Raw genomic sequence first — 13,470 nt, 5'->3', positions numbered from 1 at the left:
CTCAGACCCGCTTCCGGTCTCCGGCGGCCAGCAGGGCGCTGGGCAGCCCGTGGCCGACCACCGTGCTGGCCACGCCGGCCGCGGTGATGGCGGCATCCAGATCGATACCGGTGTCGATGCCGCTGTCGCCGAGCAGGTAGACCAGGTCTTCGGTGGCGATATTGCCGGTGGCGCCCGGGGCGAACGGGCAGCCGCCCAGGCCGCCGGCCGAGGCGTCGAGCCGGGTGATTCCCGCCTGAATCGCCGCGTAGGCGCAGGCCAGCCCGGAGCCTCGGGTGTTGTGGAAGTGCGCTCCCAGTGGGATGTCGCCGATGATCGGCTGCACCGCCGCGATCAGGTCGGTGACGCGCCGGGGAGTGGCCGTGCCGATGGTGTCGGCGATGGCCAGCCGGTCGATCCCGAAAGCGCTTGCCGAGGCGGCGATGTCGGTGACGCGGCCGGGCTCGGTCGGCCCGTCGAAGGGGCAGTCCCAGGCGGTGGCGATGATGACCTCCACCGACGCGCCGGCGTCATGGGCGATACCGGCGATGTCGGCGATCGCTGCGACGGCCTGTGCCGTGCGGCGCCCTACGTTGGCGGTGCTGAAGGCATCCGAGGCGCACACCACGTATTCGATGGACTTCAGGCCGGCGGCTACCGCTCGGGTTGCGCCACCGGGGCTGGCGACCAGCGCGGAGAACTCCAGTTCCGGGTAGCGCCACAGCTCGGCGGCCAGCTCGGCGGCATCGGCGAGGGCCGGGACTTTGGTCGGGGAGACGAACGAGGTCACCTCGACCTCGCGCACGCCGGTGGCGGCAATTGCGGCCAGCAGTTCGAGTTTGGCGCTCAACGGGATCGGTGCCTCGATCTGCAGACCGTCGCGCAGCGCCACCTCGCGGATCGTGACCTGGCTGGGCAGTGTGCTCACAGCACCCCCTCGGTGCGTAGGGCGTCCAACTCCGCGCTCGTCTTGCCGAGCAGACCGGCGTAGACCTCGTCGTTGTGCTGGCCGGGGCGTGCCGATCCGGCGTTGCGGATTGTGCCAGGGCTCTCCGAGAGCACGGGCATGACACCGGGCCCCAGCACGGTGCGCTCGGCGCCTTCGTCCCAGTGCTCGGCGAGCATGCCGCGCGCCCACAGTTGCGGGTCTTTGACGACCTCGGCGACGGTGTTGATGGGCCCGGAGATCACCCCGGCATCGCTGAGCGTCGCGATGATGGCATCGGGTGCCCGCTGCGACGCCCAGTCGCCGATGATCGAGTCCAATTCATCCTGATTGCGGCCGCGCGCACCGTGGTCGGCGAACCGCGGGTCGGTCGCCAGCTCCGGCCGTCCCATGGCCTGGCACAGCCGGGCGAACACACTGTCCTGGTTGGCGGCGATCACCACCCAGCTGCCATCGGCCGACTGGTAGATATTCGACGGGGCGATGCCTTCCAGCCGGGTGCCTGACGGTCCGCGTACCACACCGCCGACGTCGTAGTCGGGGATGGTGGATTCCTGGATGGCCAAACAGGATTCGGTGAGGGCGACATCGACCACCTGACCCTCGCCGGTGACCGTGCGACGGTAGAGGGCGGCCAGGGCACCTTGGGCGGCGAACATGCCCGCGAGGCTGTCGCCAAGGGACAGGGCCAGCCGTGGCGGCGGACCGCCGGGAAAACCGTTCATGTGCCGCAGTCCGCTGGCTGCCTCGGCGACCGAGGCGTAGCCGGCCTTGTGGGCGTCCGGTCCGGTCTGTCCGTAGCCGGAGACCCGCACCAGGATGATTCCCCGGTTGCGCTGACGCAGGGTGTCAAAACCCAATCCCCAGCGCTCCAGTGTGCCGGGGCGGAAGTTCTCCACGATGATGTCGGACTTGTCGACGAGATCGAGGAACAGCTCCCGGCCGCGTTCGGTACGCAGGTCGAGGGTGACGGCCTTCTTGTTGCGGGCATGCACGGTCCAGAAGAAGTGGTGCCCGTCGAGTTCGGCCTGTCCCCAGGTGCGCAGCGGGTCGGGTTTGCCGGGCAGCTCGATCTTGATGACCTCGGCGCCCATGTCGCCGAGCAGTCGCCCGGCGAACGGCCCGGAGATGAGCGTGCCGAGCTCCAGAACCCGGATGCCGTCGAGCGCGCCGGTAGGTGTCATGCCGACGAGCCTACGAAATCATGCTGGGCCAGCCAATCACTGACGATCGTCACGGCCTGTCGCAGTGCATCACGCTGATCCGGCCCGGCGTAATAGTGGTTGGCTCCGGGGATTTCGTGCATCGCCTTGTCGCTGGTGCCGATCGCCTCGAAGAGCCGGCGGGTATGGCTGGGCGTGCAGGCGTCGTCGGCCATGTTGCCGATCACCAGGGTGGGCACTGCGATGTCGCGGCCGCAGTCCACTCCGTCGCCGTGGGCGTCGTCGTAGCTCCACTGTGACAGCCAGCTGCGCAGCGTGCAGAACCGTGCCAACCCGACCGGGCTCATGTTCACCACCGCGGGCTCGCCCAGGTAGCAGCTGCCGGGGGTGCGGTCGTTGGGGTCGACCGTCGGATCCAGCCAGCGCGGGTCGGCCATGGTGCCGTGCACGACGAACCCGAATTCCTGATCGGGCAGGCCGGCCTCGGTGAACTCGGCGAGCTTCGCCTTGACCCAGGCGGTGATCCGGCGATTGCGGTCGATCTGGGCGGCCCGGTAGCGGTCCAGGAACTCCGCGCTGTAGGGCGGCTGGTTGGGGTTGTCCGGGTTGTAGAGATCCAGTTCCGGGTCGCGTTTGGTCGGGTCGGACTCGTCGAGGATCGAGGCGTCCAGCCATTCGGTCAGCGTGCCGTGGCGGCTGATGTGGGCGGCCAGCAGCATCACGCCGTCGGCCGGGATCAGGTTCAGCTTGGTCAGGTCGGGTCCGTCGCCGGATGGGCTGGCGGTCACCGTCGGGTGCTGTGCCTGCTGTTGGTAGAACAGCGACAGCGAGCCTCCGCCGCTCCAGCCGGCCAGCACCACCTTGGCGTAGCCGAGCCGGTTCTTGGCGTCGGAGATGCACTGGCCGAGGTCTTCGACCACCTTCTCCATCAGCAGCGCCGAGTCGGTGCCGCGGAATCGACTGTTGCAGTAGATGACGTGGTGCCCGGCGCGGGCCAGGGCATTGACCATCGGAAGGTAGGCGCCGCCGCCGATCGGGTGCATGAACACCAGCACGGTGTCGCTCGGCGCGTCCTTCGGCCGCAACAGGTAGCTCTCCAGCACCACCAGCTCGGCGACTCCGCCGTAGACGTCACGGACACCCGAATTGTTCTGGTAGGCAATCAGGTAGGGGATTCGCTCGTAATCGTGTTTGGCGCTCATGCGTGCTGTCCTAGGTCGGCGGCGAGAACTGCGGGGGAGGGGATGAGGCGGCGGCGAGTGTCGATGGCGATGACCTGCCAGTCCACCCGCTGATAGTCGTCGAATTTTCGGCGTGACCGTTCGCGGGCCTTCTCCGGCGCACCATGATGTACGCCTTGCGGCGCGTGGCTGATCAGGCCGGGCGGCATCGGGATTCCGTAGAGCGACCCGCCATGGAAGAACGCGATCTCGTCGAAGTCGACGTTGCGGTGATACCACGGCGTCCGTTCGGTGCCCGCCACCCCTTCGGCCGGCTTGGGCAGGAAGTTCATCACGTACACCCCGGTGGACTGCATGAACAGGTGCACCGTCGGGGGAAGGTGCACGCTGTCAGACGTCACCACGTTGTAGTCGGCGATGTTGAACGAGAACGCGAAGTTGTCGCCGCGCCAACCCTCGACATCGATCGGATTGTGTTGGTAGTGCAGCGTTGTCGGTCCGCCATCGTGGATCAGCCGGACCTCGTAGCTCTCGCGCCCATCGTCGAACGGATCTGGGTTGAAGGGGGCCGGATCCGGGATGACGATCAGGGAAGGGTCGAACGGGAAGTGCCGGCCCAGCGGACCGGGCGGTGGAACCCGGAACTCATCGGTGGCCTCGATCATCAGCAGTGTGGTTTCGGCTGCGGGCAGCTGTCGCCAGGTGGTCGCCTTGGGCAGATACAGCCAGTCGCCCTCGCGGTAGTCCAGCGGGCCGAATTCGGTCTCCAGCCGCCCGGATCCGGCGTGTACGAAGCAGAGCAGATCGCCGTCGACGTAGCGGATGTGGAACGGCATCGGGGCCGAGCGCCGGGACAGCCGGATGCGGCAGTCGGCGTTGCTGAACAGCAGTAGCGGATCACCGGCGGCGTCGGTGGCGTCGGTCGGCTGCAGGAGTGCGGCCAGCACATCGACGGGCCGAAGCGGCCCTTCGGCGCGGTAGGCGGTCGGGTCGTTGCGCCGGTACATGTTGGCGGTGCGGCCGGTGAAGCCGCCACGGCCCAGCTCGTCGTCCTTGAGGCCGTCGAGATCGGCGTGCAGGCGATGCGGCGTGGTGCCTTTGCGCAGGTGGACGAAGGATTCCATCGGCGACTCCCGGAGAACTCATGCGGATAACGGGTCAGAACTAAAAGTAACGTTACTTTTTGTTTTGGCCCTGGGCAAGAGCCCCCGGGAACTCAGCGACCGAGGAACTCCGCGGTGCTGCGGGTCAGGAACGCCTGCACCCCGATGGCGGCGTCCTCGCTGGCGAACAGCTTCTGCACGGTGGGCACCAGGGCAGCCTCGGCCGCCGCGTCGCCGTCGCGTACCGCCTGACGGGCGCTGCCCAAGGTGGCCTGCACGCCCAGCGGTGCCTGCCGGGCGATGGTGTGGGCGATCTCGATGGCGCGGGTCAACTGCTCTCCGTCGGCCACCACCTCCTGCACGATGCCAATGCGATGGGCCTCGCGGGCGTCGAAGGTGTCGGCCGTCAAGATCCACCGCATGGCGTTACCCCAGCCGGCCGCCCGAGGGAATCGGATCGTGGCCCCTCCGAACGGGTATATGCCACGGGCGATTTCCAGTTGCGCGAAGGTGGCCGACTCGGCGGCGACGGCGATGTCGCCGGCCAGCATCAGCTCGATTCCCAGTGTCAGCACCTTGCCGTGCACGGCGGTGACGACCGGTTTGGACAGTTGCCGGCCGTCGACCTGCCACGGGTTGATGCCGCCGTCGGGCACGTGCGAGACGTTGTTGGCGATGTCCCCGGCGACACTGGCCAGGTCCAGGCCGGCGGTGAACATCGGCCCCTCGCCGTAGAGCACGGCGGCGCGCAGGCTGTCGTCGGCGTCGAATTCCCCGTAGGCGCAGGCCAGTTCACGCAGCATTGCGGAGTTGAACGCGTTGCGCTTGTCGGGCCGGTCGAGGCCGATGATCTGCACATGGCCGTCGCGGCGGACGGTCAGGTTCTGGTAGCTCACTCGTGTCCTCCCTGAATGCCGGGGTGCGTCGGCTAGACTAAATCGTCTAGACCAGATCGTCAAGAGTGGAGGATTCGATGGCGGCTCCAGCAAAAGCGCTGACGCACAAGGAGCGACTTCTTCGCCAGGGCATGAGGTCGTTTTATGCGTCCGGGTTTCACGGCACCACTGTCGATGCCATCTTGGCTGCCTCCGGGGTGCCGAAGGGCTCCTTCTACCACCACTTCGGTTCCAAGGATGCGTTCGGCCTGGCGGTGCTGGACCGCTACATGCACATGCAGCTAGACGCGCTGGCTTCGTGGTCCGACGACGAAACCCTCAGTACCACCGAGAAGCTCACCGGCTACTTCGCCCAACTCACCCAGGCGTTCGTACGGTCGGGCTTCCAGCGGGCTTGTCTGGCCGGCAAGTTCTCCACCGAGCTGGCGGCCGACTCCGAGCCGTTCCGGGCCTGCCTCGGCGCCGCGCTGGACGGTTGGCACAGCGCTCTGACCGCGCTGATGCAGGCCGGTCAGAAACGCGGCGACGTGCGCGACGATCGTTCCGCCGAAGAGCTTTCGCACAGCGTGCTGGCACTCATCCAGGGCGCGTTCGTCATTGCGCTGTCCGCACGCGACACCCGGGCGCTCGAGGCCGTCAGCGCCAGCTTCGGCCCGCTGATTCAACCGCCGGCGTAAGGAGCTACTTCAGTTCGGCCGACGACAGGCCCAGCAGCCGGCGGGCCACCACCAGCAGCTGGATCTGCTGGGTGCCCTCGAAGATGTCGAGGATCTTCGAGTCACGGCTCCACTTCTCCAGCAACATCTGCTCGGAGTAGCCCAGGGTGCCGGCCATTTCGACGGCCTTGAGGGTGATGTCGCTGGCGACTCGGCCGGCCTTGGCCTTGCCCATCGACGCCTCTTTGGAGTTGGGGATGCTGTTGTCGGCTTGCCACGCCGAGCGCAGCGTCAGCAGGTTCGCCGACTCCCAGTCAGCCTCCATCCGCAGGAATTCCGCGGCCGGTGCGCTCTGGGCGTGTGCCGGCTTGTCATAGGAGATCTCGATGCCGGCGGCGGTGAGCATCTTGCGCAGCTCTTCGAGCGCGGCGCGCGCGACCCCGACCGCCATGGCGGCCACGATCGGCCGGGTGTTGTCGAAGGTCTCCATGACTCCGGAGAAGCTCTTCTCGGTGTTGATCTCCGGGCTGCCCAGCAGGTTGTCCTTGGGGATGCGGGCATTGTCGAACCGGATCACCGCGGTGTCGGAGGCCTTGATGCCGAGCTTGTGCTCCAGGCGCTCGACGATGACACCAGGGTGCTCGCGCGGCACCACGAACGACTTGATCGCCGCCCGCCCCAGCGCCTTGTCCAGCGTTGCCCACACCACGATGTGGGTGCAGCGCGAACCGGCGGTGACGAAGATCTTCTCGCCGTTGATCACATACTCGTCGCCGTCGAGGGTGGCCGTCGTGGTCACCGCCGCCGAGTCGGAGCCGAAGCTCGGCTCGGTGATGGCCATTGCGGCCCAAACCTTGCCCAGCCGAGCGAGCTGCTCATCGGTGGCCACACCGGAGATCGCCGCATTGCCAAGACCCTGGTAGGGCACCGACAGCATCAAAGCCACATCGCCCCAGCTCATCTCGAGCACCTGCAGCATTGCCGCCATGTTGGACGCGTTGCGGTTTCCGGTCTGCGCGCCGGCGTCGCGGAAGGCCTCGGCGCCGGCCATCGCGCTACCGCCGGCCCCGGACACCCCGTCGAACAGGGTTTCCAGAGTGTCCAACTCGACCGGATAGGCGTGCTCGCGCGCGTCGTACTTGCGCGAGATGGGGCGCAACAGTTCGGCGGCCCCGGCATGGGTCATCTCAATGACTTCCTGCAGCTTGCGGGGCAGTTCCAGATTGATTGCCATGATCAGACTTTCGTGTTCGCAGCGGAGTTTGCTTGATGTCTTGGATGACTCAGATGACCAGGACGCCCTCGGCGACACCGAGTGCCCGCAGATCGCGGTACCAGCGCTCGACCGGGTGTTCCTTGGTGTAGCCGTGGCCGCCGAGCAGCTGCACCCCGTCCAGACCGATCTGCATGCCCTTGTCGGTCGCGATCCGCTTGGCCAGCGCGGCCTCCCGGATGAAGGGCAGTCCCTGCTCGCACCGCGACGCGCCGCGCCAGGTCAGCAGCCGCAGCCCGTCGAGCTCGATGGCGATGTTGGCGCACATGAACGCCACCGACTGGCGGTTGGCGATCGGCTCGCCGAACGCTTCACGCTCCTTGATGTAGGGCATCACGTGGTCGAGCACCGCGTGGCTGGTGCCGACCGCCAGCGCGGCCCAGCCCAGCCGGGACAGCGCGATGGCCTGCGAGTAATCGGCATCGGTCGCGGCCTCCTCACCGAGGCGAGCGCTCAGCGGCACCGACACCTGGTTCAGCTCGAGCTGGCCCAGGGCGGCGGCGCGCAGACCCATGCTGGGGTCGGCCTTCACCGTCAGGCCCGGCGTCGAGGACTCGACGATGAACAGCGCCGGCTTGCCGTTCAGCTGGGCCGCAACGATGAACAGCTCGGCGTCGGCGGCGGCCACCACCAGCGACTTCACGCCGTCGATCCGGTAGCCGCTGGGGGTGCGCACCGCGGTCGTCTTGAGGTTGGTCGGGTCGAACAACGGCTGCGGCTCGACGATCGCGACACAGGCCTGGGGGACCTTCTCGCCGGCGAAATCGGGGAGGTAGGTGGCCTGCTGGTCCGCGCTGCCCCAGTGGGTCAACGCCGAAGCCACCCCGCCGGGGGCCAGGATCGGCAGCGCCAGACCCATGTCGCCGTATCCCAGCGCCTCGGCGACCAGCACGTTGGTGACCGCGGAACGGTGCGCGGCGATCCCGTCGAAGTCTTCCGGGATGTTGATCGCCGTGATGCCCAGCTCGGCGGCCTTGCCGAGCAGCTCACGCGGGTAGTCGAGGGCCTCGTCGGCGTCGTGGGCGGCCGGGCGCAGCAGCTCGGCCGCGAACTCCTCGACCGTGTCGATGATCATCTGCTGGTCGTCATCGGGGGTCAGGTCGAAATAATCGCCACCCTTGCCGCCGGCGGGGGCGCTGAGCCGCGCCGGGGCCTTGCCCAGGCCCTGGACCTTCTTGAACTGGCGGGTAGAGGCTCCGGCGACGGAGAACACCGTCTTCACGCCGTAGTTCAGTCCTCGGTTGAGCGGTTGCCGCAAACCGTAACGGTCCAGAAAGTCCTGGCTCACCAGTGGCGTGACCAGCGACAGGGCGGCCGCCATCGGGCTGCGCTTGTGCGGAACCGACCCGACGCCGCGGGCGCGGCTGTTGAGCCGAACCTTCGAGCCGTTGGTGGCGGGGGCGATATCAGTCATGTCAGAGCCTCACTCGATGGAAGGTATCGATGAGACCACCTTACTCCGAAGTAAGTTAACTCAGAAGTAAGGTGTGACGAAGTCGTCAGCGGCCCCCGCCGGACGCCCGTCTACTGCGGGGTCAAGGCCGCCAGCACCTGCTGGTGCAGGGCGGGGTTGGCGGCCACGGCGCAGTGGCCGTGCGGGCCCGGGTTACCGGACAGGTCGGTGAACACCCCGCCCGCTTCGCGCACCAGGATGTCGACGGCGGCCAGATCCCAGACCGACACCGCCGGCTCGATGGCGGCGTCCACAGCGCCCTCTGCGACCAAGCAGTACGCCCAGAAGTCGCCGTAGGAGCGGGCCCGCCACACCGCCTCGGTCAGTCCAAGGAACTGCTCCCGCAGGCCGCGCGCGGCCCAGTAGTTCAGTCCGGCGAACGTCAGGCTGGAGGAGCCCACGTCGGCCACCGAGGACACCGACAGTGGTCGGGCCGGGCCGCCGGCGACGGACCCGAACGCGCCCTGGCCGCGCGTCGCCCACCAGCGCCGGTGCAACGCCGGGGCGCTGACCACCCCGAGGATCGGCACGCCGTCCTCGAGCAACGCGATCAGGGTGGCCCACACCGGCACCCCGCGCACGAAGTTCTTCGTGCCGTCGATCGGGTCGATGATCCATTGGCGCCCAGTGAAAGTGGCGGTGCCACCGAATTCCTCGCCGAGGATCTGGTCATCGGCACGCTCGGTGACCAGCACCTCGCGCAGGGCGGTTTCGACCGCCTGGTCGGCGTCGGTCACCGGGGTCAGGTCGGGCTTGGTGTCGACCCGCAGGTCGAGTGCGCCGAACCGGGCCAGCGTGATTTCATCCGCCCGGTCGGCCAGGCTCAGGGCCAGCGTGAGGTCTTCGTGGAGCTGCGAGTCGAGATTGTCGTTGATCTGCGCCATGGCGAAAGTCCTACCATGACCGCATGTGGGAGTTCGGGGCACTGCTGTTGCTACTGGCCATTCTCGCGGTGTTCCTGGCGCCGCGGTTCCTCCGGTCGGGGCCGGGCGGGGGAGCCCAAGAGGGCACCGTCTTGGTCACCGGTGTCAGCCCCCGGCCCGAGGCGACCGGCGCGCAATACGTCACCATCACCGGTGTCCTGCATGGGCCCACGGTCGATGAGCACGAGGTCTACCAGCGCTACGCGGTCGACGTCAGCAACTGGCCGAGTGTGGGCGACCTGCTGCCGGTGCGGTATTCACCGCGCAATCCGGACAATTGGAGTCGGACCGCTGCTCCGGGAACTGACGGTCCCGCTTAGTGCGACTGCGATTCCGGTAACGGCACGGGGTAGGACGTCAGGCCCGCGTCATCACAGTCGGGGCAGGACTCGTTGGCGCCCTGGCCATGCCCGATCCGCAGCATCTCGGCGACATTGGCCAGTTTGACCCGCGGCCGGCCATGCGGCTCACCGGTGGACCGCTCGTGGGCGTCGATCAGCTGCCAGTGCTCGGCGGTGACCAGGTCCGGTTGGCGAGACAGCAACCACCGGTGCAGTTGCGCGTCGTAGTCGGTGTCGACGTCGGGCAGCCCGGCTTGCGCTGCCCGGGCGGCCAGATCCGCGGCGAGCGTGTCGACGGTGGCCTGCGAGTCGCTCTTGTTGGAACCGATCACCCCTGAAGGTCCACGCTTGATCCACCCGACCACGTACTGATTGCTGGTGCCTTCGATGCGCCCGTCGGTGTGTGGGATGGTGCAGCTGCGTTCGTCGAACGGCAGTCCGGGCATCGGTACGCCGCGATAACCGACCGAGCGCACCACCAGCTGAGCCGGCAGCACCTCGCGTTCACCGGTGTCGTGCGCGCTGACCCGGCCCTGCTCGTCGGTCGTCAGCTCGTTGCGCCCCAACACGATTTCCTCGACCCGGCCGTCGCCGCGAATCTCGATCGGAGAGGTGCAGAACCGGAACACGATTCGTCGATGGCCCGGTCGCAATTCGCGTCCGACATAGGTACGCAGCACCTTGACGTTCTGCTTGGGATGTTTGGCGGCAGCCTCGATGTCCGCGTCGGAGATGCCGGCGAACTCGCCGGCGTCGATCACCACGTCGACATCGTCGAGTCCCTTGAGATCGCCGAGTTCGCGGAGCTCCGGGCTGGTGAACGTGGCCTGCAGCGGGCCGCGCCGACCGACGATCACCACCTCTTCGATGCCGCGCGGGCCCAGCACGTCCAGCGCGTGGTCGGCGATGTCGGTGCGGCGCAGCTCGCCGGGCTGACTGACCAGAATGCGGGCCACATCCAAGGCCACATTGCCGTTGCCGACCACGATGGCGCGCTTGCAGGTCAGATCGGGTGCATGGTCGGTGAAGTGCGGGTGGGCGTTGTACCAGCCGACGAAGTCCACCGCGGCGACGCTGCCGGGCAGGTCCTCCCCGGGAATGCCCAACTGCCGATTCGACTGCGCGCCGATGGCGTAGATCACCGCGTCGTAGCGCTCGGCCAGTTCCTCGGGCAGCACGTGCTCGCCGACGGTGACGTTGCCGTAGAACCGGAACCGGGGATCGGCGGCGGTCTTCTCGAACTGCGCACTGATCGACTTGATCTTCGGGTGATCCGGCGCCACGCCCGAGCGCACCAGGCCCCACGGTGTCGGCAGCATCTCCAGCATGTCGACGCGGACGTCGACCTCGCCGCCGGCAGCCAGCTTGAGCAGCGACGCTGCAGCGAAGTAGCCGGAGGGACCGGAGCCGACGATCGCGACGTGGTAGGGCCGCATCCTCGAACCTTCTTTCGGAGTCGGAAGTCGTTCATGCACCCGCGTAACCCCGATGCTAGAGGTAGCTCGCCGACGGCCGCCGGTAACCTCGATAAACGTGGAACCAGACCGCCAGCCCGACATCGACGCCCTCAACACCACTTTGACCACGGTGGAGCGGGTGCTGGATGTCGACGGACTGCGCAGCCGTATCACCGATCTCGAACGCGACGCGTCCGACCCGAATCTGTGGGATGACCAGACGCGCGCCCAGAAGGTCACCAGCGAGCTGTCACACGCCCAGGCCGAGCTGCGCCGGGTAGAGGAGCTGCGCCAACGCATCGACGACCTCCCGGTGCTCTACGAGTTGGCGGCTGAAGAAACCGGCGCCAGCCAGACTGAAGCGGTCGCCGATGCCGACGCTGAACTGGCTAAGCTGCGCGAGGACATCGACGCCATGGAAGTCCGCACCCTGCTGTCGGGTGAGTACGACGAGCGCGAGGCGCTGGTCACGATCCGCTCCGGTGCGGGCGGCGTGGACGCTGCGGACTGGGCCGAGATGCTGATGCGGATGTACATCCGCTGGGCCGAGCAGCACAAGTACGGCGTCGAGGTGTTCGACACCTCCTACGCCGAAGAGGCCGGGATCAAGAGCGCCACGTTCGCGGTGCACGCGCCGTTCGCCTACGGCACCCTCTCGGTGGAGCAGGGCACCCACCGGCTGGTGCGGATCAGCCCGTTCGACAACCAGGGGCGCCGCCAGACGTCGTTCGCCGAGGTCGAAGTGCTGCCGGTGGTGGAGACCACCGACCACATCGACATTCCCGAGGGCGATGTCCGCGTGGACGTGTACCGCTCCAGCGGGCCGGGCGGACAGTCGGTGAACACCACCGACTCGGCGGTGCGACTCACCCACATCCCCACCGGGATCGTCGTCACCTGTCAGAACGAAAAGTCGCAGCTGCAGAACAAGGTTTCGGCGATGCGGGTGCTGCAGGCCAAGCTGATGGAACGTAAGCGGTCCGAGGAGCGCGCCGAGATGGATGCGCTCAAGGGCGACGGTGGCAGCTCGTGGGGCAACCAGATGCGCTCCTACGTGCTGCACCCGTACCAGATGGTCAAGGACCTGCGCACCGAGTACGAAGTCGGCAACCCGGCCGCGGTGCTCGACGGTGACATCGACGGGTTCCTCGAGGCCGGAATCCGCTGGCGCAACAGGCCTGAAGGCGACTAAGCGCATGGTCTTGGCCTTCGCCCCGGGACAGCGCTGGCACGAGCTGTGGCGCGGTCAGATCGGCGAGTGGGTCATCACCAAAGGCTTGCGGATCGTCCTGCTGCTGATCGGTGCGGCGCTCGCCTCGCGGTTCATCACCTGGGCGGCACGTCGCGTCACCCGTCGGCTGGAACGCGGTTTTGCGGCCAGCGACGCCCTGGTGCGTTCCGAAGCCTCCAAGCACCGCCAGGCCGTCGCCTCGGTGATCTCCTGGGTCTCGGTGGTGCTGCTGTGCGTGATGGTCGCCGTCCAGATCACCAGCATCCTCGACATTCCGGTCGGCTCTCTGGTGGGACCGGCCGCGGTGCTGGGTGGCGCGATCGGCTTCGGCGCCCAAAAGCTGGTGCAGGACCTGCTGAGCGGCTTCTTCATCATCACCGAAAAGCAGTACGGCTTCGGCGATCTGGTGCAGCTGTCGATGGCGGGAGCGCCGACCGAAGCGCTCGGGACCGTCGAGGAGGTCACGCTGCGGGTGACGAAGCTGCGCACCCCCAACGGCGAGGTCTACAACGTCCCGAACGGCAACATCGTCCGGTCCCTGAACCTGTCCAAGGACTGGGCACGCGCCGTCGTCGACATCCCGGTGCCCACCAGCGCCGACCTGACCCGGGTCAACGAGGTGCTGCACCAGGTGTGTGAGAACGCCCGCGAGGCCGACGCCCCGCTGCGGGATCTGCTGCTGGACCAGCCGTCGATCATGGGGGTGGAGAGTATCGAGCTCGGTGTCGTCAACCTGCGGATGGTGGCCCGCACCCTGCCCGGCAAGCAATTCGAGGTGGGACGCCGGCTGCGCATCCAGGTGGTGCGGGCTCTGGCCTCGGCCGGGGTGGTCACCGCCGGCGATGTGAAGCCGGTGGAGACGCTGTGA

Annotated in this window: 12 protein-coding genes and 1 pseudogene; 4 read left to right on the top strand and 9 right to left on the bottom strand. The window is 67.7% G+C overall.

The genetic code is table 11. The features are described 5' to 3' along the window. Position 1 precedes the first annotated feature (1 nt). From RCP37_RS14935 to RCP37_RS14915, 5 genes are all read right to left on the bottom strand, one after another. Positions 2-907, bottom strand: coding sequence for a hydroxymethylglutaryl-CoA lyase (locus RCP37_RS14935; RefSeq protein WP_308483834.1), 906 nt, complete (start codon positions 905-907; stop codon positions 2-4). Further along, the gene (locus tag RCP37_RS14930; RefSeq protein WP_308483833.1) at positions 904-2,109 is read right to left on the bottom strand and encodes a CaiB/BaiF CoA transferase family protein; all 1,206 of its coding nucleotides are present in this window, start codon (positions 2,107-2,109) and stop codon (positions 904-906) included. The genes RCP37_RS14935 and RCP37_RS14930 overlap by 4 nt, the downstream gene beginning before the upstream one ends. Beyond that, positions 2,106-3,290: an alpha/beta hydrolase family protein gene (locus tag RCP37_RS14925; protein ID WP_308483832.1), complete on the bottom strand. Its 1,185-nt coding sequence runs from the start codon at positions 3,288-3,290 to the stop codon at positions 2,106-2,108. Before RCP37_RS14925 ends, RCP37_RS14930 begins: the two co-directional genes overlap by 4 nt. Then, a complete protein-coding gene (locus RCP37_RS14920; protein WP_308483831.1) occupies positions 3,287-4,393 on the bottom strand; it encodes a homogentisate 1,2-dioxygenase in 1,107 nt (368 codons plus the stop codon). The genes RCP37_RS14925 and RCP37_RS14920 overlap by 4 nt, the downstream gene beginning before the upstream one ends. Positions 4,394-4,485: 92 nt before the next feature. Next, a complete protein-coding gene (locus RCP37_RS14915; protein WP_308483830.1) occupies positions 4,486-5,268 on the bottom strand; it encodes a crotonase/enoyl-CoA hydratase family protein in 783 nt (260 codons plus the stop codon). Between the two features lie 77 nt (positions 5,269-5,345). Here RCP37_RS14915 and RCP37_RS14910 point away from each other — a divergent pair, with 77 nt between their 5' ends. Continuing rightward, a complete protein-coding gene (locus RCP37_RS14910) occupies positions 5,346-5,945 on the top strand; it encodes a TetR/AcrR family transcriptional regulator (RefSeq protein WP_308483829.1) in 600 nt (199 codons plus the stop codon). 4 nt (positions 5,946-5,949) lie between these two features. On the opposite strand, the gene RCP37_RS14905 is transcribed toward RCP37_RS14910, so the two are convergent. The 3 genes from RCP37_RS14905 to hisN all read right to left on the bottom strand — a co-directional run bounded on the left by RCP37_RS14905 (position 5,950) and on the right by hisN (position 9,534). Further along, the gene (locus RCP37_RS14905) at positions 5,950-7,158 is read right to left on the bottom strand and encodes an acyl-CoA dehydrogenase family protein (RefSeq protein ID WP_308483828.1); all 1,209 of its coding nucleotides are present in this window, start codon (positions 7,156-7,158) and stop codon (positions 5,950-5,952) included. A gap of 49 nt (positions 7,159-7,207) precedes the next feature. Then, on the bottom strand, positions 7,208-8,611 hold the full coding sequence (locus RCP37_RS14900; RefSeq protein WP_308483827.1) for an acyl-CoA dehydrogenase family protein: 1,404 nt from the start codon (positions 8,609-8,611) through the stop codon (positions 7,208-7,210). Positions 8,612-8,721: 110 nt separating this feature from the next. Continuing rightward, complete coding sequence (gene hisN / locus RCP37_RS14895; RefSeq protein WP_308483826.1) at positions 8,722-9,534, bottom strand: histidinol-phosphatase; 813 nt, start codon at positions 9,532-9,534, stop codon at positions 8,722-8,724. 23 nt (positions 9,535-9,557) lie between these two features. Between hisN and RCP37_RS14890 the strand changes: the two genes are divergently transcribed. Continuing rightward, positions 9,558-9,893: a hypothetical protein gene (locus tag RCP37_RS14890; RefSeq protein ID WP_308483825.1), complete on the top strand. Its 336-nt coding sequence runs from the start codon at positions 9,558-9,560 to the stop codon at positions 9,891-9,893. 83 nt (positions 9,894-9,976) lie between these two features. Here the strand turns inward: RCP37_RS14890 and RCP37_RS14885 are convergent. Continuing rightward, positions 9,977-11,350: pseudogene (locus RCP37_RS14885) on the bottom strand (FAD-dependent oxidoreductase); the annotation flags it as partial. Between the two features lie 97 nt (positions 11,351-11,447). On the opposite strand from RCP37_RS14885, the gene prfB reads away from it, so the two are divergent. Together prfB and RCP37_RS14875 are read left to right on the top strand one after the other, a co-directional pair. After that, the gene (prfB, locus tag RCP37_RS14880; RefSeq protein ID WP_308483824.1) at positions 11,448-12,563 is read left to right on the top strand and encodes a peptide chain release factor 2; all 1,116 of its coding nucleotides are present in this window, start codon (positions 11,448-11,450) and stop codon (positions 12,561-12,563) included. A 4-nt stretch (positions 12,564-12,567) separates the two neighbouring features. Continuing rightward, the gene (locus RCP37_RS14875; RefSeq protein WP_308483823.1) at positions 12,568-13,470 is read left to right on the top strand and encodes a mechanosensitive ion channel family protein; all 903 of its coding nucleotides are present in this window, start codon (positions 12,568-12,570) and stop codon (positions 13,468-13,470) included.

This window comes from Mycolicibacter sp. MU0102 (assembly GCF_963378105.1).
Lineage (GTDB): Bacteria > Actinomycetota > Actinomycetes > Mycobacteriales > Mycobacteriaceae > Mycobacterium > Mycobacterium holstebronense.
The sequence above is the reverse complement of the archived record's forward strand: the minus strand, read 5'-3'. Positions and strand labels throughout refer to the sequence as shown.